Origin of the sequence: Peribacillus muralis, assembly GCF_001439925.1 — a bacterium.
GTDB classification, from domain to species: domain Bacteria; phylum Bacillota; class Bacilli; order Bacillales; family DSM-1321; genus Peribacillus; species Peribacillus muralis.
Map to the genome: position 1 here is coordinate 45910 of NZ_LMBV01000009.1, position 19443 is coordinate 65352.

Here is a 19443-nt window from a genome sequence, read left to right on the forward strand (position 1 = left end):
CTCCTGTTATGAATTCCCTATAAAAATTGTGAAATCAGCATTGATTGAATCGAGACTTTTCGTTAAACCGTGAACTTGAATGTTCCACTTTCCTGGCAGGGTAAGTATAGACTTTGATGTGAATGTACCTTTGGTCTTCCCTTGCAATTGCAGCTTTATTGCACCGGCCTGCCCATCTGCTGGCTGCATTGTGATGGTTAGCTGCTCAATATCAGCAATTGGCCTGCCTCCCTGTTCCAGTTCCACTTGAATCCTGTTATCTCCGACTTCATTTGGGGTGACTTTTAAAGTAACCTCATAGTTTTCGTCTGTCTTTATCATTTTTTCGAATGGCCCGGGGGAGGACATTGCAGTTTGGACATTTGTCAACAGGGCCGCAACAAGGAGCACAACAATTCCTATACCAAGCTCCATACCTGCGCTATAGCCCAGTTTTTTCGTTTGCGCTTTGCCTTTGAAGAAATGCCATGCTCCTAAAACGATCATGACTGACATGAGACCGATTTTCGCAATCAATAATTGTCCATATGTTGTGTTGAACAAGGAATGGATGGTCGGTACATGCTGGAGGCTGCTATATATGCCGCTAACGATCAGGATGATTACAAATACGAACGCCCATTTTGAAAACCTTTGAATGATCGTCCAATAAAAGAGTTTCTTATCCTCTTGGACTGCCTGCCGGTCTGCAAGTCCAGGCAACACTACCAATAATGCCATAAGGCCGCCCAGCCATAATGCCATCGACAATATGTGCAGGAAATCCATCAATACGGCGAGAACGTGATTAGGAACAGCTGCCGTATGTCCAGTTAAAGCCTTTCCGACCATCAAAAGGGTCGTTAAGAGAAAAGAAAGCACAGGAAGAGATCTTTTCAAGGGATTCTCAAGCATGAAATAAAGAGCCATAAATAGAAGAATCAACATGAGTAGTTGTATGACCCAGATGGTACCGAAGTTTGTGCCATTCAGGACTTCCCTGATATATGTCCCATTGAACGCATCCGTCCATCCTACTCCAGCATCAATCGTCACTTTTAAAGGCAGGCTGCAGAAGGTGGAAAGTGCTAAACCTGCATATGAAATCCAAAGGTATAGACGTGCTCTGCCGCTAGCTTGAAAAAGGCGAGAATCCTTCGTTAAAGATAAGCGGAAAAAGAGAATACCAGCAAGAGCCGCGAAGCTTATGTATTGAAGGCTTTGCAAGAAAACGTTAATGGAATTCGGAAAACCCGCTTTCACTTGTGAATGATCTTGGTCGGATAGGGAAGCTGATTCTCCGAATTGAAAGGGGATTGTCCCTTCAATCGGGTGTCCATCACTCGAAACCACTCTCCATTTTATATAATAAACGCCTTCATCGACAGTGCCTTTCCACTTAGCTTCCAATATCCTCTCGCTTTGTTCCGAAATTGCGCTTTTTTGAACTGGAACCTTCTGTCCATCTTGGCTGAAGACTTCAAGCGAATGGAAAGCCGGTTGTATATTCTCGCTGAATTGAATGCTGATTTTTTCAGGAAGAGTATCGATCGCTTCATTAGGGCTAGGATTGGAGCTGATTACTGTAGCATGACCGGAAGCCATTGCCGGGTATAAAAGCAAGCTGAATAGGCTGATTACCAGCCATAAGTAATTCTTCATCTTAGTATGCCATCACCCTTTCATTAGGTTATGTAAGCTTATTATAAAAGGAAAATGTGAAAAAACAGTGAAAATAAATGAAGCATCCAAAGGCAGTTTACTAGGCTCGATGGATTTAATGGCGATAATGTTAGATTTGCCTAGCTTCCGTTATTATAGACATGTGAATAATAATTAGTTTTATGACCTTATTATACCGGCAGCAATCATAGTGGGGATAGGTGCTTAAGAAAGGCGAAAAGGGAAAAAGTGTGAAGAAGTAATTTTGGCTGGTTACTTCCAGATGCTAAAGCTGATAAAACAACCGGCGTCACGCGAGGGATTTACCCTTTTCACGAATGGCATCAAGCTGACGATTTGAAGGGAAGTGACCTACTTACGTGCTTGTTTTCTAAAAGGGGTAGGGTTGGTGATGCCAGAGCCTGAGACGTGAGGAAACACGGAGAAAATAAAAAAAAGGACAAGTACCAATGCTTGTCCTACGCTTTATTAGGTAAGATGATTTCGACCTCGGTTCCACGATTTAGCTCGCTGTTAAAACGAACCTTCCCCCCATGCGCCTCAATGATCCTGCAGCTTACCGTCAAACCTAAGCCGGTTCCTCTTTCTTTCGATGAATAAAAAGGCTCTCCGAGATGCTTCAAGCGCTTTTTTTCTATTCCGCTTCCATTATCTTTAATGATAATCGAAAGGTTTTTATCCATTTGCTCGAACTCGATCCAAATTTGGTCGGCGGCGGCCTCCATAGAATTTTTGAACATGTTTATGAATACTTGTTTTAGTTGATTTCCCTCACATGAAAGCAGCGGTATTTCATTTTTAACTGTTATGGTTATTTGGGTGGAGAATGAGTCCGTCTCGGGTTTCAACAAAATCTTGACTTCATTCATCAGTTGGACGATTTGTTGTTTGCTGAAAGGAAGTTCCTGTGGTTTTGCCAGAACGAGTAACTCGCTTACGATAAGATTGATCCGATCCAATTCACTTAGCATAATCGAATAATATTGTTCATGGGGATGGTCACTCTTTTTAAGTAATTGTACGAAACCTTTTAATGATGTCAGCGGGTTACGTACTTCATGGGCAACGCTTGCGGCCAGCTCGCCGACTATCGATAATTTCTCGCTTCTTCTTAAGCGTGCTTCGGTTTCCCGGATTTGCGTGACTTCTTTGGCATAAGTAATGATTCCGACCAATTCCTCACCAATCATCATCGGGACGAACGTACATGAAAGAAGAATTGATTTCCCGTATTTCGTCAGGAATTGTATATCTCTACCTTTTTTAATTCCTTTCCGGTTTTCCACGACATATTCACAGGATGTACGGATAAGGTCTGCATCTTCAGGCGAAAAGTCCAGCTTCACGAATGAGGAGCCGCGAATTTCTTCTTGTTGAAACCCGGTAACCGTTTCAAATCTTGGATTTACGGTTGTGATCATCCCATGTAAATCAAGCATGAGCATCGGGTACGGGTTGTGTTCGAACAAAGATTTATAGCGTTGTTCACTATCGAATAATTGTTTTTCCGCAGCAACTCTTTCAGATATATCCCTGCCGATGACGACTAAGCCTTTACGGGATCCATCCTCAAAAAACAATGGAACTTTGATCGTATCAAAGGTCTTGTGATTACCGTCTGGAAGGGGAATGATTTCTTCGCATCTTGTGATCTCCCCTTGAATCCACGTTTCCTCATCGGAAGCTTCACAGTAGATCAACGACTCTTTGTAAAATTCAGTGTATTCCGCGAGCTCGCTATCTCTTTTGCCCTTATAGTCCACATGTTCCAATTGAAACAATTTAAGACCAAAGGTATTGGATTCCAGCCATCGACCATCGCCATCCTTGAAGTTAACAAAATCGACCATCGAGTTAATAAGTGTTCGCCGGCGTTGCTCCGCTTCTTTTAATTGCTTGAATTCTGCTCGTTTAGCCAAGTAAAGGTATAGAATCAAGCCTATCGATAAAAGAAAGAAAATGCCTTCGGCTCTTTGAAGCTGAATGAAGACCTCTTTGTTTTGAATATTTGTCGTTAAAAAATAGTCGAACACGACAAGTATAACAATCCCGCAAAGGATATATATACTTAAAATGGAGCGCTTGGACATGGTGATTCTCCCTGAATTTAAGACATTACAATGGTAAAATTACATACACATTTTAACAAACTATTGAAGAAAAATATATGCACAATCATAAATAAAAAAAACAGGAACCAGCGTAAACTGAACCCTTAGAGTGGGACAAAGGAAAAAACACCTCTTATGTCGTATAGATAAATCTATATTACATAAGGGGTGTATTTTATATGGGGAAAAAAATGCATTATCCAGCCGAAATAAAATGGGAAGCTATAAAAATGTTTGAGAATGGTCATTCATCTACAGAAATTAGTGATGTACTAGGTATTAAAAATAGTAGCCAAGTTAGGATATGGATGCGGTGGTATAGAAATGGGGAAACTCACAGGTTTGAACAGCCTGTGGGGAAACCATACACTTCTAATAAAGGAATAGGTGAAGTCACAGAAATAGAGGAGCTAAAGCTTAGGGTTAAACAACTCGAAATGCAGAATGAATTGTTGGGAAAGTTAAAGGGGATCTCAAGAAAATAAGGAAAGTTGATATTGTAAAGGTGATTGAGTCACTTAAGGAGAAGTTTCCTATTCGAGAAATGTTAGAATTTCTTGAGATCCCAAAAAGTAATTATTATCGTTGGAAAGAACAAGTAGCTAGTGAAAGGGATAAAGATGTCTTACATTTAGTTAAAGACATTTGTACGAAGCACAAACGCAGATATGGTTATCGACGTGTAACTGCAGAATTAAAGATGGCGCATAATCTTTCAGTTAACCATAAAAAGATACGACGAATTATGAGGGAAAATGGGCTGTTGGCAAAGATTAGAAGGAAGAAGTTTGTTCACTATAAACCTTCTGAGATTGTTAAGAATAAAGATCTAATAAAAAGAGAATTTAAAGCTGAGACTCCAAATCAAAAGTGGTATACGGATGTTTCCACTTTGACATTCGGGGAAAGTCATTTATATTTATCAGCCATTATTGATGGTTTTAATAACGAGGTGGTTAGTGCAGTTATAGGTAAATCACCCAACCTTCAGTTAGCGTATGACACAGTGGATCAAGCACTAGAAGGGAGAAAGATTGATGATCTTATTTTACACTCAGACCAAGGTGGACTCTATACTTCTCCAAAGTTCCAGGCTTACGTAAAGGAAAAGAACATTATCCAAAGCATGTCCCATAAAGGAGTGTGCTACGATAATGTTCAAATCGAATCATTCTTCTCACATTTGAAGGAAGAAGCCTTCTACTCTCAAGATTGCGCAGCGACCAACTCCAAAATCATTGAGATTGTGGAAGAATATATTTATTATTATAACAATGAAAGAATCCAAATAAAACTAAATAACCAGCCCCCAATTAAATATCGAGAGCTGGCTACGGCATAAATGTGTTTTTTCTTAATCCCATTTATGGGGTTAAGACTAGCGCGGGTCACCTGTTTTTTCTGAAGATGCGTAAGTTTTTTTTCTTTTTTACCCGTTTATAAATCATGAATAATAATAAAAAGAGCAGTGCGAGTGCAGCTAATGAATATTGGTTCATCTCAACAGTTAGCAGCCCATAAGGAATTAGCGATAGAAAGAAGAAGTATATAAGGTTACCGAGTGCCGTCGCTAATAAAAAATCCTTGAATGTAACCGAACTGACGCCGGCAGCCAAGTTAATCAGACTTGTCGGGATAAGCGGGAAAATCCTTCCGGTAAAGACGTACATGAAACCATGCTCCTCAACATTGTCTTCCCATTTTTTTCCTAGCTTCTTTGAAAGAAGCTCTTGAAACCAGTTCCTTGCTGCATAAAAGATTAATCCCGATGCAGCAACACTTGTTAACCAACTCCAAAGATAGCCATATAAGAAACCAAATATCGCGACATTGATGGTCAGAAGCAAAATTAACGGTATGATTGTAAATGAGTTTTGGACAAACATCAATACGAATGTGACTATAAAGGTGAGCGGAAGATTTTCTTTTAATGTGCCAATAACTGAATCCAAGTCACTTTTCCATATTAACGTGAACAATTCTGCATTTGTGAAAATAAATATTGCAATTACCAACAGACCGATCAAGGTCAGGATTTTTTTCAAAGGGTCACCACCATTCTTTCTAATAGTTTATCAGCTTCAGGTTCATTGGTGAAAAAAGAGCTGTCGCAAAATGCAGACAGCTCTTTTACAGTATAGTAGGTTTAGAAATCAAAGATTCCTTTAAAGCCACTTTTCAAACTGAATTCTTTTGTTCATTGCATAAATGATTGGCGCACCAACCAAAAGGACAACGAATTCACCGACAGCAGTGGTGCCCCACCCTAACCAAAATGGTAAACCAAAGGCAAGGTTCAGTTCAATTGCGATCAAAAACATCGTGAACGTGAAAAAGATAATCGTAGCGATCATCCGTCCTTGGACACCTTTAATGAACCGAGATACAAAAATGACAAGCAGCAAGGCGATTATCGATTGCCCGACCCCGAAAATCAAGTCAAACGGAACCATTGGTGAAAAAAGCAAATTCGAAATGAACACACCGCCGACGATGCCATACATATATTTTTTATTGAATACAATCAGATGGTTCAGTATTTCCGGCACCCGAAATTGGTACGCGCCAAAAGATATTGGTTGAAATACGAATGAGACCGCCACATATAAGGCAGCCAATATCCCGCTAATCACGAGGGTACGATTATTCATTTAATTCTCTCCTAGTTTTTTATCGTGGGATGGTTACGAACCACGTATAGGTATTTTACCTGAAGATTAATAGTATCCCATATAAGCTTGTTTCGTCAATTTGTAAAGAATGGGTTTTGAAAGCCCGAACGTATTTTTGATTTATTACGATCGAGGATGATATTATTTTTATATGGAACGAAAAGGAGTGAGGAAAATATGTCAATCGAAAGTGTCAAAAATCATTTTAAACAATGGAATCGTGAAGATGAAGTGATGGAGTTCGAAACATCAAGTGCAACGGTGTATGAGGCAGCGGATACCATCGGCGTGATTCCGGCGCGGATTGCTAAGACTCTATCCTTCAGGGGGGAAGGTGACAAGGCGATATTGGTTGTTGCAGCTGGGGATGCAAAAGTCGATAATAAAAAGTTTCGTCAAATGTTCGGTTTCAAGGCAAGGATGCTGTCCCCCGATGAAGTGCTCGAGCAGACTGGACATGCCATCGGCGGTGTTTGCCCATTTGGACTGGCGAACGAGCTAGATGTTTTTTTGGATGTATCGATGAAGCGCTTTGAGTCAGTATTTCCCGCTTGCGGCAGTACGAATTCTGCCATCAAGCTAACACTCGCACAGTTGTTTGAATATTCCGCCGCTAAAGATTGGATCGATGTGTGTAAAGGTTGGGAAGAAGCGGGGGAATGAGGAGCAGGGGTAGGAGCTGCTTTTGCATCAGGGCTCTTACCGAACACTCTAAATCACTTCAAAGTATCCATAGCAGTAATTGAAGGCTACATATAAGGAGCATAAGTGGAGGGTGAAGGATGTTAAACGGAAGTCATAAAAAAAACAATAGCAGCTACCTAAGTCTTAAGACTCTCTATGAAGAAAATATCACGGTTAAGAGCATAGCCCAGGAGCTTGAGTTCTGCCATGAAAATGATGAAGCGATGGATATACGGAAGGCGTTGGAAAGAAAGAACTTCGATATAATGGCCGTACAAGATCAAGGGGAAATCATCGGGTATATTGAAAGGCAAGAACTGGGTGAAGGGACGATTTCGAAGTATTTGAAATACTTTTCACCAAGGGAACTTGTTTCGGATTCAACCCCCTTGATTCAGCTTCTTCGTATTTTTAAGAATAAAACAAGGGTGTTCGTTTTAGAGAATAATTCAATTAAAAAGTTGATTACCCATGCCGACCTTCAAAAGCCGCCTATCAGGATGTTGATATTCGGATATATCACCCTTTTGGAGATGAGGCTGAGCGATATCATCTTGCATAGGTTCGGCGATGGCAACTGGCACTCGATGATTAGCGAGGACCGTCTTGAAAAGGCAAACGAATTATATCGGCGGAGAATCGATAAAAATGAAGATATCAATATAATAGAATGTCTGCAAATTAGTGATAAGTTCGATATCATTCATAAAGATCAGGAAATGAGGCGCTTTTTCCAAATTCCTTCAAAAAGTAAGGGCAGGAAGGATGCGAATGCCATCCGCAAATTACGGGATAAAATTTCGCATGCGAATGAATTGGGGCTGGATATGTCATGGATGGAAATCATAGAGGTGGTTGAGTGCTGTGGTCATTTGCTCGAAATCTCAGAATCGTATCAATATGAGAGATAAGAATCCGGCCATCATGCTGGTTCTTTTTCGGTCTTGCATCGATATGACAGAAAGAAACTGCCCGTAATAGGCAGCTTCCCCGAAAAATCAAAACTCCGGTAGTTGATCCAAATTATTTTCCGAAATTCCATCAGGCTCACTCCGCAATATATCACGTCCGTATTTATGGAAGACATCAACGTTGGCAAGATGGCCTGCCTTGGCCTCTGAAAGGGCAGTGGGATAGTCGAGTTCACGGCCAGCGTTCGTCTTGATGGCAATAATATTATCATCTTCGTTTTTCCTTACTGCGATGATTTCTTCTTTTCCAGTTGAATCGGGATGATTGGCTTGCGGTGTTCCCTGCTGTTTATAGGATTCATAGGCTTTTTCAAATGGTTCCATGTTTTTGACACCTCCTATGTATAGGGTGAACTATTCGTTTTCTAATATGCAAACAAGATTTCATCCACCTCGGGAAAAAGGATTGCAGGATCATAGTATTGTGTAGTTAATGCCAAATTTTATTTAGCATTCAAAACATATGAGACAAATTACCTGAGTATCTAGCATAAATAGCTTATTTATCCCTATTTAACTGTAAGACTATAATCCTTATAATAAAAAATATGAAAAATATGACAGGAAGAAAATAGTTTGTTTGAGGTGATTACTAAGTGCAGGCAAATTCATTAAGTGAGATTCACTCGGTCATCTCGGGTAGAATGTCGGACGTGAGTGAAAAAATCAATCAGTTAGAGCAGGCAAAACGACAAATCAAAGAAGAACAAAATACATGTCTCTGGGAAATCGGCAAAATTAAACATCCGGAATTGGCAAGAAGCTGGACGGGAAATCGTGCTGATGACTTCCAAGCTGCCCGCAGTGATGCGTACAAGGCCATGTCTACAATCTTTCATGATGATTATGACGATTACCAAGAGAAAATTGAGGGAAAGATCACGATGCTGAATATAGAGAAAAAGGGGTTAAGTGCAGCAGGCACCATAGCCCATGAAGCGGATGCTCTTTTAGGAAAAGGAGAAGCCGTCATTGATCAATTGGAAAATAAAATATCATATTTAAAAGGGTGGTTGTTTTAATGACGACAATCAAACTGAATCATTCTGCCGTAACGAAGCAAGTCGATCAGGTGAAGACGGCACTTGGTACAGTCACGCTTGGTAATTTGCCGGCAGGCGAGCTGGGCAACAATAAATTGGAATTCACTTCGAAATGGATCGATCGGGAAATGAACCTCGAGAAGGTTTTCGAGCAATATATTAAAATCGTCCAAAAAAATGTCGAAGATACCCGTGCCAACATCGACTTATTAAAAGAGCAGGATGAAGCCATCGCCCGTACGTCTTCACATGGGTATCCTACGCGATGAAAATATATGAAGCCCAGACATTGGCGACCGCAACCAAGTCACGGGCCAAGCAGTATGAAGAGCTAAAGAAGCAAATCGTTGACCTGAAAAAGGAATTTCAGGGGATCACTGGCCTCGATCACGAGTTTCAAGGAGCGGGTGCGGCCGCCATCAAAAGCTTCTATGAAGCGCAAATCGACGTAGCAGACGCCTGGATCGAACTATTCACGACCCAAATCAGTTTTTTGGAGGGCATACCGGCCAGTCTTGAAGAAGCGGATCTATCCGGAAATACGGTGATCGAGGTTCCCTTTTTAGATGGCGAGGTCTCTACCGGCATTAACCAAGCGAAGTCGCTTGTCGAGGAACAAGCGAACGATCTCCAAAGAATCCTGAACAGCATTGATGATATCCTTCCTCTGGATTTGTTCGACCAAAAGGATTTTAATGAAAAGATCACGCTCGCCGGGCATAGACTGGATGACACCGTGACAAAGGTAGAGAATGTCGACAGGCAATTGGTCGAGGAATATGAAGTGTCTGTCGGGCAGGAAAACGTGGCCGTTGGCCTCTTCCGTGCTTTGCTTGATGCCACCAAACAGGACGGCACCATTTCGCCGATGACCTTCAACCAATCCGCGTTCAAGAGTAGTGATGTGTATCAAGTGAAGGATGAAGTCGCCGGTCAGATGAAGGACTATCAGACCTTCAAAAAGGAACAAGCCGAAGCCAAGGAAATCGAACAAGAAATGGAAGAACTCGAAAACCGCCCATGGTACGAAAAAGCCTGGGATACGACAAAAACCTTTACAGGGGAATTCACGGGATATTATGATTCAATCAGGGCAACGACCGGAGTCGATCCAGTCACGGGCCGCAAGCTGTCCGATGCCGAACGAATCGCCGCCGGCGCCATGGCCGCAGCTGGATTCATCCCCGTCGTCGGCTGGGCCGGACGGGCCATCAAAGGCGGCAGCGCGATCTACAAAACGGCCAAAGGACTGAACGCTGCGAACCACGCACTTGATGCCTATAAATCGGCAAAAGGCTTTAGCCTCCTCCACAAAACCGAATACGGCATATACGGACTCCTCGCCGCCAACGGCCTAGGCGAAGCCGTCACAGGCAAAGACATGTTCGGCAACCAGCTAACCGAGGAACAGCGCCAGAACGGGCTGTTGATGGCACTTGGGATTGGCGGTGTGGCTGGTGCGGCTAAGTATGTGGATCACAAGTTTAAATTGAAGAATAGCCTATCTACCACAAAAGTAATTTCAAAAACAAGTGATGGTATAAAAAAGGTAGTGAATGAAAATGGTTATAAAGTCGATGATTTTATAAAGTTATTACATCCCGATAAAGTATTAAATTTAACAGAAGAAGATATTGTAGATTCAATTAGGAAGCAAATAGGCATTCCAACTAAAGGGACAATAATGGCTAAAACTATTCCACAAAAGGATATTTATAAATACTTATATGACCCTGATTATAATGGTGTTAGAGGGTTTACTGCAGTTAAAGATGATTCTATACAATTAAAGACTTTACATGACCAATATGAAGGAGCAAGATTGGATTATAACAATACAGCCTATAAAGTTACACATGGTGTAGATGGAGTTTCCCAATCTATTGGAGGACCAGATAGATTTTATGGTGTGTTTGAATATCGGTTAAATGACCCAAGTAAGGTTTCAATCCCAAATTGGGATCCCACTCCTGACTCTTATCCATATACAGGTAGAGGGTTTACTGGTAGTAAAGAAATTGTATTACCAGAATACTATCATCCACCTAAACAATTTGAAGATGGTGATATCCTTGATATTAAGGATGCAGCTACTGGTGAAAAGCAAATGAGTTTTATATTTGATGGAGATATTATGGAATGGTTACCTAGAAAATGAGGTGAATTAAATATGAAATATGCAACATATAATCAAAAGGATTATCATTTAAATATTCGAAATGACATGTTGAGGCTGAGAAGTAATACACCAGATCCAGGATTTCAAGAACTTATTGATTTAGCAGGGAATAAACATCCTCATCTATATATCAAGGTGGTACATATAGAAGAAGTGAACTTTGCTTATGAGCTAGATTTTTTAGTGACTTATAAAGGGAAAGAATTTAGTCCTTATTCATTAGGCAGGCATATCTTGGATGAAAATGATATTTCATTATTTAGTATGGATAGTAACGATGTAGACTGCTATGGATTCGAGAAGGAAGAGCAATTTGTTTTTAAAAAGGAAGTGCCTCTTGACGACATTGAATCAATTATTGAGGTTAAAAAACCAATATTAATATTTGGAGATATGCCTGAAAGTAGGAAGGTTATACCAAAGGAAGCAATTAGAGATTATATATTGAAGTTGGATAATTAATTATGCGGTTTAGAGCTGAAATTTATTTATTCAATGTAGTAAGCTATTATAAAGACTGATCTACTTAAGAAGACCTTAACAAATTCTTGTTAAGGTCTTCTTATTGTTTAGGGGAACGGTACAGCTCTAATAAATTATTTGATAGTCGATGTGGGAGTGTATGAAAGTGTTAGTTTAAGGTGACATGAAAAGTAAAGTAACCACAGAGTCGATCCAGTCACGGGCCGCAAGCTGTCCGATGCCGAACGAATCGCCGCCGGAGCCATGGCCGCCGCTGGATTCATCCCCGTCGTCGGCTGGGCCGGACGGGCCATCAAGGCGGCAGCGCGATCTACAAAACGGCCAAAGGACTGAACGCTGCGAACCACGCGCTCGATGCCTATAATTCGGCAAAAGGCTTTAGCCTCCTCCACAAAAACCGAATACGGCATATACGGACTCCTCGCCGCCAACGGCCTAGGAGAAGCCGTCACAGGCAAAGACATGTTCGGCAACCAACTGACCGAGGAACAGCGCCAGAACGGGCTGTTGATGGCACTTGGGATTGGCGGTGTGGCTGGTGCGGCCAAAGTCGCAGATAAAGTAGCAAGTGGTACAAAGTTCATTCCTTACAGTAAGGAATTTGCGCAAAAGCAGGTACAGAGGGTTCAAGCTACAATAACAGACATTGCGAGATCTGGAAAAGCCACGTTAAAAAATATAGGTGAAGAAATCGGTAAAAAAGAAATCCCTAAACGGATAAGTATGGAACAAGTATCCCTCGCAGGAGGAACAACCCTTCGCCAAGTTATGATGGAAAAGCAGACAATTAAGGAAGCCTATCAGAAATTCACGGTGAAGGATAGCAAAGTAGAGGGTGTTTCAGGGGAGGGTATGCATAAGGGGATAGATAATGTTAAATCTGGAAATAAGAGTTCTCTTGCACCTGGTGGTGGACTGGCTGTACACGAGTCAAGAGGTGGGCATTTGATAGAAAGACATGTTGGGAAAACTGATGAAGAATTATTAGAAAGGATAAGAAATAATCCAAGAATTACTGGTTCTTCTACTTTTATAGATAGGCCTACAGCTGAGAAAGTTGCTTATACAGTCTTAAACAATCCCAAAAATATTGAGAAAATACAAAAGTGGCTTTCTGATCCTAATAGTAGACCTACATTACCATTAAGATACAAGGGTGATGGAGAAATAATTGGTAGAAGTGTATCAAGAAACTCCGAAGTTGTAGAGAATGTTACAAATGCAAAGATTGTACTTAAAAAGGATTCAATCGGTAATTTTATTCTAACAGGATATCCAGAAAAATGATGAAGCGAGGAATTTAGATGGACGAAAGTTATGATTACTTAGAAGAGTTAGAAGATTTTTTAGGTGGAACATTCCACCAGGATATTAGTACGCCTGAACAAGCATTAGCTGAGTTTATAAACGAGGCTAATAAAGAATGTTTGCTTTTTACAGTAAAGTATTGTGACGAATTTCTAGCTAGTAATAGAACAGAACAAGAAAAGGAAAACTATATTCAAACTAATGCTGAAATTTATTTTCCCGCAATTGGATTAACTCCTATACAGTGGCTTAATAATGTCGTAGAACAAATAAAAGAAGCTGTAAAATCAAAATAGTATTTTATTAAAAATATTGGGTGGAAAATAAAAGGACCTTAACATATGTTTGAACTATACCCCGGATAACGGAAACACATAAAAAAGTGTCCCTTATTCGGGATTTTTTATGTTTCAATAAATGTAATGAGTATGGACGGAGGGTTTCTAAGAGTAAGGAAATACGAAATGATTTCCTTTGTGTAATTAAATGGAAAATATTATAGTGGTTGAAGTATAGATGTTGGTATTGAGACACATTTAAAATAATCAAGGAGTACTGAAGGTGACAAAATAGTACTTTTAAAAAAGTAGGTGTAAAGAATGACAGGTAGAAGAATGGTAGATAGATGGGAAGACGATAGTAAAAGTTTTTTGAGATTTAATCTAAAAAAAAGAATGTTACCAAGTCTGTATGGCAGTATTATTGGAGACATGCTTGGTGTTCCGGTTGAATTTAAAAAAAGAGGGACCTTTGCTATTAATGATATAACGGGATATGGAACGTATAATCAGCCTCCAGGCACTTGGTCGGACGACACTTCATTAACTTTATGTTTAATTGAAAACTTAATTGAAAAAGGCGATTCAGCGGAGCTAATGCAAAAATTCGTTCAGTATATGGAATCTGGCTATTGGACACCACATCATGAAATGTTCGATATTGGCAGAACGACCAGTGAAGCTATAATCAGGTTTAAACATGGAACTCCGGCACCAGAATGTGGCGGAAATGCCATGTTTGACAATGGGAATGGGGCGTTGATGAGGATCGCTCCAGTAGCATTTATCCTTTTTAATAACTTTAATTTCATTGAAAAAATCTTAACCATTAAAAAATATACGGAAGTAACCCATGCACATCCGCGTTCTGTGGTAGGTTCCATTATTTATGTCGAGTTTTTACTTAGACTTTATTATAATAATTCTCCTGAAGATGTAATAAGACAAACAAAAAAACTTTTTGATGAAAATTTTGATAAAGATCATATCTATCAAAAAGAACTGCAATCCTATTCAAGAATCTTTGAGGAAGATTTCTTTTCATTACCACAAGAAGAAATTCAGTCTGATGGTTATGTCGTTCACACGTTAGAAGCAGCGATTTGGTGTTTAGGAAATTCAGGTTCATTTAGCGAAGCCGTTTTAAAAGCAGTGAATCTAGGGGATGATACGGATACAGTAGGTGCCATTACAGGAACAATGGCAGGTATGTACTATAAAATGGATGATATTCCTAAAGAATGGCTTGAGAAAATAACTAGAAAAGAAGATATTGATCAATTAATCGAGAAATTCCATAGTTTTTGTGCAGATAAAGCCATTAAAGAAGAGTATGGCGCTTGATGTAAAACCCCCCATATAATCATAAGAAACGCCCTATAAAAGTCTTTTATAGGGTTTTTTTATGTCCTGAGCCGCGTTTATGCTATGTTAAATGGGAAGCGAAGCCGTTTATTATTGGTGATGGAAAATTAAATAATGGAGTGGGAAAATGATAAGAAAAGGTGAGTATACGATCTATAAAGGGAGAGAGTATAGATTCATAGAAACTGAAAGTAAAGGCTTTATAGTACTAATAAGTAATAATAAGGAAAACTTGAATTTTGGATTTATCCATTATAAAGATAATATTTATACTAAAGTTATTTCCTTAAATGAAGTAGAAAAGCTATTTTTAATTCATTCTTTTGCAAAATATAAAGGAGAGTTGTTTGGAGCTTCTAATGGGCAGAATGGAAAGATTCTTCTATCAACTCCTTATTTAAAACTCGCCGAAAAGTATGGCTTTGAGCGTACAGATAAATATCTTTATTCTAAAAATGTTAATTTAGATGAAGTTGAAATAATAGAAGAACGAAAACTGTTTTCGATAGATTAAATATATATCGTAACAATCAGTAGGACTTTCGTAGAGATACAGGAGACAAGTTTATCAAAATGAAAAATTTAAATTAACTTAAGAAAAATGTTACAGATCAAATAAGTTATGAATTTTTGGAAGGAAACGGAAGGGGGTTAAGTGATGAGTAATCTGAAAAAGGGAGAGTTAGAAATAGATGGTGTTTTTATTTTTCCTAACTGTAAATTAGATGATATAAAAACAAAAGAATCTTCAAGTATGTTTAAATCTATAACCCTTGATAGTCATAATAATTCTTTAAGGTTTTTAAAGGCACCTAAATTAGGTAGCAAATATTTTAATGTCCGATTATCATTTGAAAATAATTTAATATCGGGAATTAATTTGAAAGTAAATGATCCATCCATTAACCAATAGGACTATGAAGAAAAACTATCTCAGCATGGTGAATGGCTTACAGAGCAAATTGGGTATCCAGATGGTATATTGTCTGAAAATGTATTTGAATGGGGTAAGATTACACAATGGTATGATCCAAGGTCATGTGATGCAGGAATCAGCATACTATATTTTCAAAGATAAAAAGAAAAAGGTGTATATCCGTATCGTGTAAGAAGATAACTCGGATTATATATTTCTTGAGGTGAAGCTAAAGGTGAAATATGCCATATATAATCTTAAGGATTACCGCTTAAATATCCGTAACGACAGGTTAAGACTAAGAACCTATGAACCTGAACAAGGATTTCGTGAACTTTTTGATGAAACAGGGAATAAGACAAATCTATTTATCAAGGATGTGACTAAAGAAGAAGTTGATTTAGTTTTTGAACTAAAGTTTTTGGTAGCTTACAAAGGTAAAGAGTTTGAGCCATATTCATTAGGCAGGCATATCTTGGATGAAAATGAGATTTCGTTATTTAGTATGGATAGTAATGATGTAGACTGCTATGAATTCGAAAAGCAAGAGCAATTTGTTTTTAAAAAGGACGTGCCTCTTAACGACATAGAATCGATTATTGAGGTAAAAAAACCACTATTAATATTTGAAGATTTACCTGAATGCAGGAAGGTTATACCAAGGGGAGAAATTAGAGAGTATATAAAGAAGCTGGATATTTTTATATAGTAATTCCTAAAGGAATAACTATATAGGACTTTGCGGGCTTATCAAGCTGAAGTGTATTCAGGTGGGGAATCAAATGTGTCAGAGCCTTGGGGAATTACTGATTTATAAGTGATGGATGAAGTTCCTATAAAATGACTGTAATATGGGGGATAAAGTTGGAGCAAACATTATTAGTTATTAAAGATGCTTATGTTCGTTTGGTGAAAATATTGACAAAGGAAAAGAATGATTTAGAATTTATAATAAGTCAAGCTAAAGCCTCTATTGAGTTGATTGATGCATGCTTATTGGATTGTGAATCATCAGAACAATATCGTAAAACTATGATGGAATTGAGTAGCATCTATCGTGATATAAATAAGCCTAGAGTGTGTTTATCTGATTATTTTATTTGGCATGATAACTATGACAAGAGAATTGTGGCTAATAACGAATTAGATGAAATAAAAGATATCTTATTAAAAGAATTTAAAAGAGACATTTGATTTTATCAAAAGTATTTCTTGCATAAAAGGACCTTAACATAAGTTGTTAAGGTCCTTTTAAAATAATGAGTGTCGCCAACGGCTCGGCGTAGCGTCTAAATGACTTTACAGAATATAGAATCGGCATAGTTGTATTGGATTTTGAGTTTAATGGTAGAAGATTACCTAAAAATGTAAATGGACTGTATAAGGTTTAAAATGGGCAAGAGGTGTTGGTTGGAAGATATCAAGTGGATTATAAAAGATTTATAGATATAACAAAAATGTAGATTTAGGTGGAGGAAACTATGATAAGAAAAGGAAAGTATGCAATGTATAATGGTAGCGAGTATAGTTTTATGCTACTGAAAGATAAATCAATAAGATTAATAAGTAATAAACAACCTGATCTATCTCAAGGTTTCAAACATTTTAATAATATTTATATAAAAAATGTCTCTGTAGAAGATGTAGAAAATTTATTTAAGATAAATTCAATGGCAAAATATAAGGGAGAGCTGTTTCCAGTATCAGAAGAAAGAAAAACGGGTAAAGTGCTTTTGGATACAACTAACACTGAACTTGCAAAAAAAATGGATTTTGAGCGAACAGATAAATATATGTACTCCAAATCTGTGGAATGGGATGAAGTGGAGATAGTCGAGGAGAGAAAACATTATTCAATAGAATAATTCCTTATTTAATACGCCTATAAGTGTAAGGCCTTATTTTTCCATTACAAAAACCAAAAGCAAACAAGCGATTATTTCTTCAAAAAACGGGTATAAAGTATTGAGCGTTCTTTCATTTAATATCTAGCACTAAGTTTTCTTTATGTTGAATAAGGAAAATTTGGTGGGAGGTGATTAAATGAGGAAAGTCTATGGTATAAAAAGTTTAATAATTTACCTTGAGTCGGTAAATTATCAAATTACCGAAGAGGAAGTCAATGATCTAATATTAAATAAAAAGATACCTCATCTCAGACCCATCAATAATTTGCTGATTTTTAATTTGGATCATATTGATGGCTGGCTTAGGGATCAATAGTTCAAAGCTTAGTTAATTGAATCTTTGCTTTAAGTGGGGCTTTAATTAATAGGTTCTACCTATCATTGATGCAAACACGTGAATATGAAAATGGAAAAGCCGTCCAAGGTGTTTCATGAAAACCTTGGGCGGCTCATTTTCTTTAAAGAAGAGAACCCTGCATATTTTAAGGTAATGAATGAGCCACTGGCTCCTATTTTATATCAACGTAACTAAGGCTTGGATACCGGTTAGGATAATTCCGATTATAAACCCGCAGACCGCTCCGTTCACCCGAATCCATTGCAAGTCTTTTCCTACACCATTTTCCATCATATCAATCAAGGTTTCGTTGTCTAGCTTGTCGAGGTTTTCCTGGACAAGGTTGCCGATTTGCGTATGATTATTTTCAATGAGGACAGTAATTTGTTTCTGGACCCATTGATCAATGTTTGTGCTATTTTCTTTCATATTGTCCAGGACGTGCTGAATGATAGGAGTTACATAAGCGTCCATGAAATGTTCACCTTCGACGAAATCCAATGCTTCTTGTTGAATTTGTTGTAAACTTCCCGTTATGGTTGCTTCAGGCTCCCAGTTTGTTAGAAGCTGTTCCTTCCATTTTTCAATTCCTTGTAACAGTTCCCTGTTATGGGTAATGCCTTGAATTTCTTTCCTGATGTATAAGATTAACGCTTCTCTATTCGGTTCCGCCTCGTTTTGTAAATTATTTACGACACTTAACAGAAGGTTTTGGATGATATTGCCGAGTTTCTCTTCGTTAAGCAAACTTTGAATCGATTTAACGGCAAATTGAAGCATGCCTTCTAGTTCAATTTTGCTGAGTACATCCATGGAAACCGCGCCTAGTTTATGACTGGTTTGTTTTTGCTTTAACCAATCTTCAGCTTTTTGCAAAACATGATCCAATGCCTTTTTATCGAACTCTTCGTTAACCAATTGTGAACTTACCGCCTGTAGAATCTTGCTCATGTCTATGGTAGAAAGAGATGTTTTCAGTTTTTTTGCGACGAAAGGTGTAAGCTTTGCTATATCTATATAACGTATCATTTGCTTAATCAGTTTAATCAAGACTTTTCTAAATGTGTCACTTCGACTCTCTTTTCCTAAAATGGGAATCAATTTTTCTGTAAAAGGAATGTTTTTGACTTTGTCTTGTATGCTCTCCTTAGAAAGCCAATCATTTTTAAGCATTGAAACCAGTGCATCGGTCATTCTGTTCCGATTGTTGGGCAAAAGAGCTGTATGGGGGATTGGGATTCCAAGTGGATGGCGGAATAGTGCAGTGACGGCAAACCAATCTGCCAAGCCCCCAACAAGTCCTGCCTCGAACCCGCCGTGTAACAAATCCAACGGCAAGGAACCTTGAAATGGAATCGTTGCAATATATCCAACTCCCATGACCATTAATGAATACCGAGCTATTTTTCTTGACGATTTTGTTTTTGGTGACATTATATTCCCTCATCCTTAACATGATATTCCGTTACGATTATTGAATTATCAGCGTGTTTTATGACTTACTTTTATTTAGTAGTATAGCAGGTA

At 38.5% G+C, this 19443-nt stretch carries 23 protein-coding genes, 1 pseudogene and 1 riboswitch; of the genes and pseudogenes, 18 read left to right on the forward strand and 6 right to left on the reverse strand.

All coding sequences use genetic code 11. The features are described from left to right. Window positions 1-6 precede the first annotated feature (6 nt). The gene (locus ASU00_RS13110; protein WP_057913924.1) at window positions 7-1641 is read right to left on the reverse strand and encodes a copper resistance CopC/CopD family protein; all 1635 of its coding nucleotides are present in this window, start codon (window positions 1639-1641) and stop codon (window positions 7-9) included. Window positions 1642-2120: 479 nt separating this feature from the next. Then, window positions 2121-3752, reverse strand: coding sequence for a PAS domain-containing sensor histidine kinase (locus ASU00_RS13115; RefSeq protein ID WP_057913925.1), 1632 nt, complete (start codon window positions 3750-3752; stop codon window positions 2121-2123). 200 nt (window positions 3753-3952) lie between these two features. Between ASU00_RS13115 and ASU00_RS13120 the strand changes: the two genes are divergently transcribed. Together ASU00_RS13120 and ASU00_RS13125 are read left to right on the forward strand one after the other, a co-directional pair. Continuing rightward, on the forward strand, window positions 3953-4258 hold the full coding sequence (locus ASU00_RS13120; protein WP_057913926.1) for a helix-turn-helix domain-containing protein: 306 nt from the start codon (window positions 3953-3955) through the stop codon (window positions 4256-4258). Window positions 4259-4269: 11 nt separating this feature from the next. Next, window positions 4270-5115, forward strand: coding sequence for an IS3 family transposase (locus ASU00_RS13125; protein WP_269085320.1), 846 nt, complete (start codon window positions 4270-4272; stop codon window positions 5113-5115). Window positions 5116-5161: 46 nt separating this feature from the next. Here ASU00_RS13125 and ASU00_RS13130 read toward each other — a convergent pair whose 3' ends face one another. Both ASU00_RS13130 and ASU00_RS13135 read right to left on the reverse strand, forming a co-directional pair. Further along, complete coding sequence (locus tag ASU00_RS13130) at window positions 5162-5818, reverse strand: TVP38/TMEM64 family protein (RefSeq protein ID WP_057913927.1); 657 nt, start codon at window positions 5816-5818, stop codon at window positions 5162-5164. A 120-nt stretch (window positions 5819-5938) separates the two neighbouring features. Next, on the reverse strand, window positions 5939-6424 hold the full coding sequence (locus ASU00_RS13135; protein ID WP_057913928.1) for a QueT transporter family protein: 486 nt from the start codon (window positions 6422-6424) through the stop codon (window positions 5939-5941). A 5-nt stretch (window positions 6425-6429) separates the two neighbouring features. Further along, window positions 6430-6474, reverse strand: a riboswitch (PreQ1 riboswitch). Window positions 6475-6622: 148 nt separating this feature from the next. Between ASU00_RS13135 and ASU00_RS13140 the strand changes: the two genes are divergently transcribed. Together ASU00_RS13140 and ASU00_RS13145 are read left to right on the forward strand one after the other, a co-directional pair. Beyond that, entirely contained in the window at window positions 6623-7108 is a 486-nt protein-coding gene (locus ASU00_RS13140) for a YbaK/EbsC family protein (RefSeq protein WP_057913929.1), read from the forward strand. 119 nt (window positions 7109-7227) lie between these two features. After that, window positions 7228-8040: a hypothetical protein gene (locus ASU00_RS13145; protein WP_057913930.1), complete on the forward strand. Its 813-nt coding sequence runs from the start codon at window positions 7228-7230 to the stop codon at window positions 8038-8040. A gap of 87 nt (window positions 8041-8127) precedes the next feature. On the opposite strand, the gene ASU00_RS13150 is transcribed toward ASU00_RS13145, so the two are convergent. Beyond that, window positions 8128-8424: a DUF3892 domain-containing protein gene (locus tag ASU00_RS13150; protein ID WP_057913931.1), complete on the reverse strand. Its 297-nt coding sequence runs from the start codon at window positions 8422-8424 to the stop codon at window positions 8128-8130. A gap of 272 nt (window positions 8425-8696) precedes the next feature. Here ASU00_RS13150 and ASU00_RS13155 point away from each other — a divergent pair, with 272 nt between their 5' ends. The 14 genes and pseudogenes from ASU00_RS13155 to ASU00_RS13220 all read left to right on the forward strand — a co-directional run bounded on the left by ASU00_RS13155 (window position 8697) and on the right by ASU00_RS13220 (window position 17895). Beyond that, window positions 8697-9122, forward strand: coding sequence for a YwqH-like family protein (locus tag ASU00_RS13155; RefSeq protein ID WP_057913932.1), 426 nt, complete (start codon window positions 8697-8699; stop codon window positions 9120-9122). Next, window positions 9122-9412, forward strand: coding sequence for a YwqI/YxiC family protein (locus ASU00_RS13160; protein WP_057913933.1), 291 nt, complete (start codon window positions 9122-9124; stop codon window positions 9410-9412). The genes ASU00_RS13155 and ASU00_RS13160 overlap by 1 nt, the downstream gene beginning before the upstream one ends. Continuing rightward, complete coding sequence (locus ASU00_RS13165) at window positions 9409-11301, forward strand: ribonuclease YeeF family protein (RefSeq protein ID WP_057913934.1); 1893 nt, start codon at window positions 9409-9411, stop codon at window positions 11299-11301. The genes ASU00_RS13160 and ASU00_RS13165 overlap by 4 nt, the downstream gene beginning before the upstream one ends. A gap of 12 nt (window positions 11302-11313) precedes the next feature. Then, a complete protein-coding gene (locus ASU00_RS13170) occupies window positions 11314-11784 on the forward strand; it encodes a hypothetical protein (protein ID WP_057913935.1) in 471 nt (156 codons plus the stop codon). Between the two features lie 207 nt (window positions 11785-11991). Beyond that, window positions 11992-12363, forward strand: a pseudogene (locus ASU00_RS27080) (pre-toxin TG domain-containing protein); the annotation flags it as partial. 294 nt (window positions 12364-12657) lie between these two features. Beyond that, entirely contained in the window at window positions 12658-13092 is a 435-nt protein-coding gene (locus tag ASU00_RS27085; protein ID WP_236712729.1) for an RNase A-like domain-containing protein, read from the forward strand. A gap of 17 nt (window positions 13093-13109) precedes the next feature. Further along, complete coding sequence (locus ASU00_RS13185) at window positions 13110-13409, forward strand: contact-dependent growth inhibition system immunity protein (RefSeq protein WP_057913938.1); 300 nt, start codon at window positions 13110-13112, stop codon at window positions 13407-13409. A gap of 303 nt (window positions 13410-13712) precedes the next feature. Beyond that, on the forward strand, window positions 13713-14735 hold the full coding sequence (locus tag ASU00_RS13190) for an ADP-ribosylglycohydrolase family protein (RefSeq protein WP_057913939.1): 1023 nt from the start codon (window positions 13713-13715) through the stop codon (window positions 14733-14735). A gap of 148 nt (window positions 14736-14883) precedes the next feature. Beyond that, entirely contained in the window at window positions 14884-15270 is a 387-nt protein-coding gene (locus tag ASU00_RS13195) for a type 2 periplasmic-binding domain-containing protein (protein ID WP_057913940.1), read from the forward strand. Window positions 15271-15414: 144 nt separating this feature from the next. Further along, window positions 15415-15669, forward strand: a complete 255-nt coding sequence (locus ASU00_RS26240; protein ID WP_236712724.1) for a hypothetical protein — start codon at window positions 15415-15417, stop codon at window positions 15667-15669. Window positions 15670-15907: 238 nt separating this feature from the next. Continuing rightward, window positions 15908-16381: a hypothetical protein gene (locus ASU00_RS13205; protein ID WP_057913941.1), complete on the forward strand. Its 474-nt coding sequence runs from the start codon at window positions 15908-15910 to the stop codon at window positions 16379-16381. Between the two features lie 155 nt (window positions 16382-16536). Continuing rightward, the gene (locus tag ASU00_RS13210; RefSeq protein ID WP_057913942.1) at window positions 16537-16866 is read left to right on the forward strand and encodes a hypothetical protein; all 330 of its coding nucleotides are present in this window, start codon (window positions 16537-16539) and stop codon (window positions 16864-16866) included. A 287-nt stretch (window positions 16867-17153) separates the two neighbouring features. Continuing rightward, complete coding sequence (locus ASU00_RS13215; protein ID WP_057913943.1) at window positions 17154-17537, forward strand: hypothetical protein; 384 nt, start codon at window positions 17154-17156, stop codon at window positions 17535-17537. Between the two features lie 178 nt (window positions 17538-17715). After that, window positions 17716-17895: a hypothetical protein gene (locus tag ASU00_RS13220; protein WP_057913944.1), complete on the forward strand. Its 180-nt coding sequence runs from the start codon at window positions 17716-17718 to the stop codon at window positions 17893-17895. 198 nt (window positions 17896-18093) lie between these two features. On the opposite strand, the gene ASU00_RS13225 is transcribed toward ASU00_RS13220, so the two are convergent. After that, the gene (locus ASU00_RS13225) at window positions 18094-19350 is read right to left on the reverse strand and encodes a DUF445 domain-containing protein (protein WP_082630309.1); all 1257 of its coding nucleotides are present in this window, start codon (window positions 19348-19350) and stop codon (window positions 18094-18096) included. Window positions 19351-19443: the final 93 nt, after the last annotated feature.

Bases quoted from the DNA above. Each gene is read 5' to 3' on its own strand.
- ASU00_RS13110 (WP_057913924.1), bottom strand. From the start codon at position 1,641: ATGAAGAATTACTTATGGCTGGTAATCAGCCTATTCAGCTTGCTTTTA.
- ASU00_RS13115 (WP_057913925.1), bottom strand. From the start codon at position 3,752: ATGTCCAAGCGCTCCATTTTAAGTATATATATCCTTTGCGGGATTGTT.
- ASU00_RS13120 (WP_057913926.1), top strand. From the start codon at position 3,953: ATGGGGAAAAAAATGCATTATCCAGCCGAAATAAAATGGGAAGCTATA.
- ASU00_RS13135 (WP_057913928.1), bottom strand. From the start codon at position 6,424: ATGAATAATCGTACCCTCGTGATTAGCGGGATATTGGCTGCCTTATAT.
- ASU00_RS13140 (WP_057913929.1), top strand. From the start codon at position 6,623: ATGTCAATCGAAAGTGTCAAAAATCATTTTAAACAATGGAATCGTGAA.
- ASU00_RS13145 (WP_057913930.1), top strand. From the start codon at position 7,228: ATGTTAAACGGAAGTCATAAAAAAAACAATAGCAGCTACCTAAGTCTT.
- ASU00_RS13150 (WP_057913931.1), bottom strand. From the start codon at position 8,424: ATGGAACCATTTGAAAAAGCCTATGAATCCTATAAACAGCAGGGAACA.
- ASU00_RS13160 (WP_057913933.1), top strand. From the start codon at position 9,122: ATGACGACAATCAAACTGAATCATTCTGCCGTAACGAAGCAAGTCGAT.
- ASU00_RS13165 (WP_057913934.1), top strand. From the start codon at position 9,409: ATGAAAATATATGAAGCCCAGACATTGGCGACCGCAACCAAGTCACGG.
- ASU00_RS13170 (WP_057913935.1), top strand. From the start codon at position 11,314: ATGAAATATGCAACATATAATCAAAAGGATTATCATTTAAATATTCGA.
- ASU00_RS27085 (WP_236712729.1), top strand. From the start codon at position 12,658: ATGCATAAGGGGATAGATAATGTTAAATCTGGAAATAAGAGTTCTCTT.
- ASU00_RS13185 (WP_057913938.1), top strand. From the start codon at position 13,110: ATGGACGAAAGTTATGATTACTTAGAAGAGTTAGAAGATTTTTTAGGT.
- ASU00_RS13190 (WP_057913939.1), top strand. From the start codon at position 13,713: ATGACAGGTAGAAGAATGGTAGATAGATGGGAAGACGATAGTAAAAGT.
- ASU00_RS13195 (WP_057913940.1), top strand. From the start codon at position 14,884: ATGATAAGAAAAGGTGAGTATACGATCTATAAAGGGAGAGAGTATAGA.
- ASU00_RS26240 (WP_236712724.1), top strand. From the start codon at position 15,415: ATGAGTAATCTGAAAAAGGGAGAGTTAGAAATAGATGGTGTTTTTATT.
- ASU00_RS13215 (WP_057913943.1), top strand. From the start codon at position 17,154: ATGATAAGAAAAGGAAAGTATGCAATGTATAATGGTAGCGAGTATAGT.
- ASU00_RS13220 (WP_057913944.1), top strand. From the start codon at position 17,716: ATGAGGAAAGTCTATGGTATAAAAAGTTTAATAATTTACCTTGAGTCG.
- ASU00_RS13225 (WP_082630309.1), bottom strand. From the start codon at position 19,350: ATGTCACCAAAAACAAAATCGTCAAGAAAAATAGCTCGGTATTCATTA.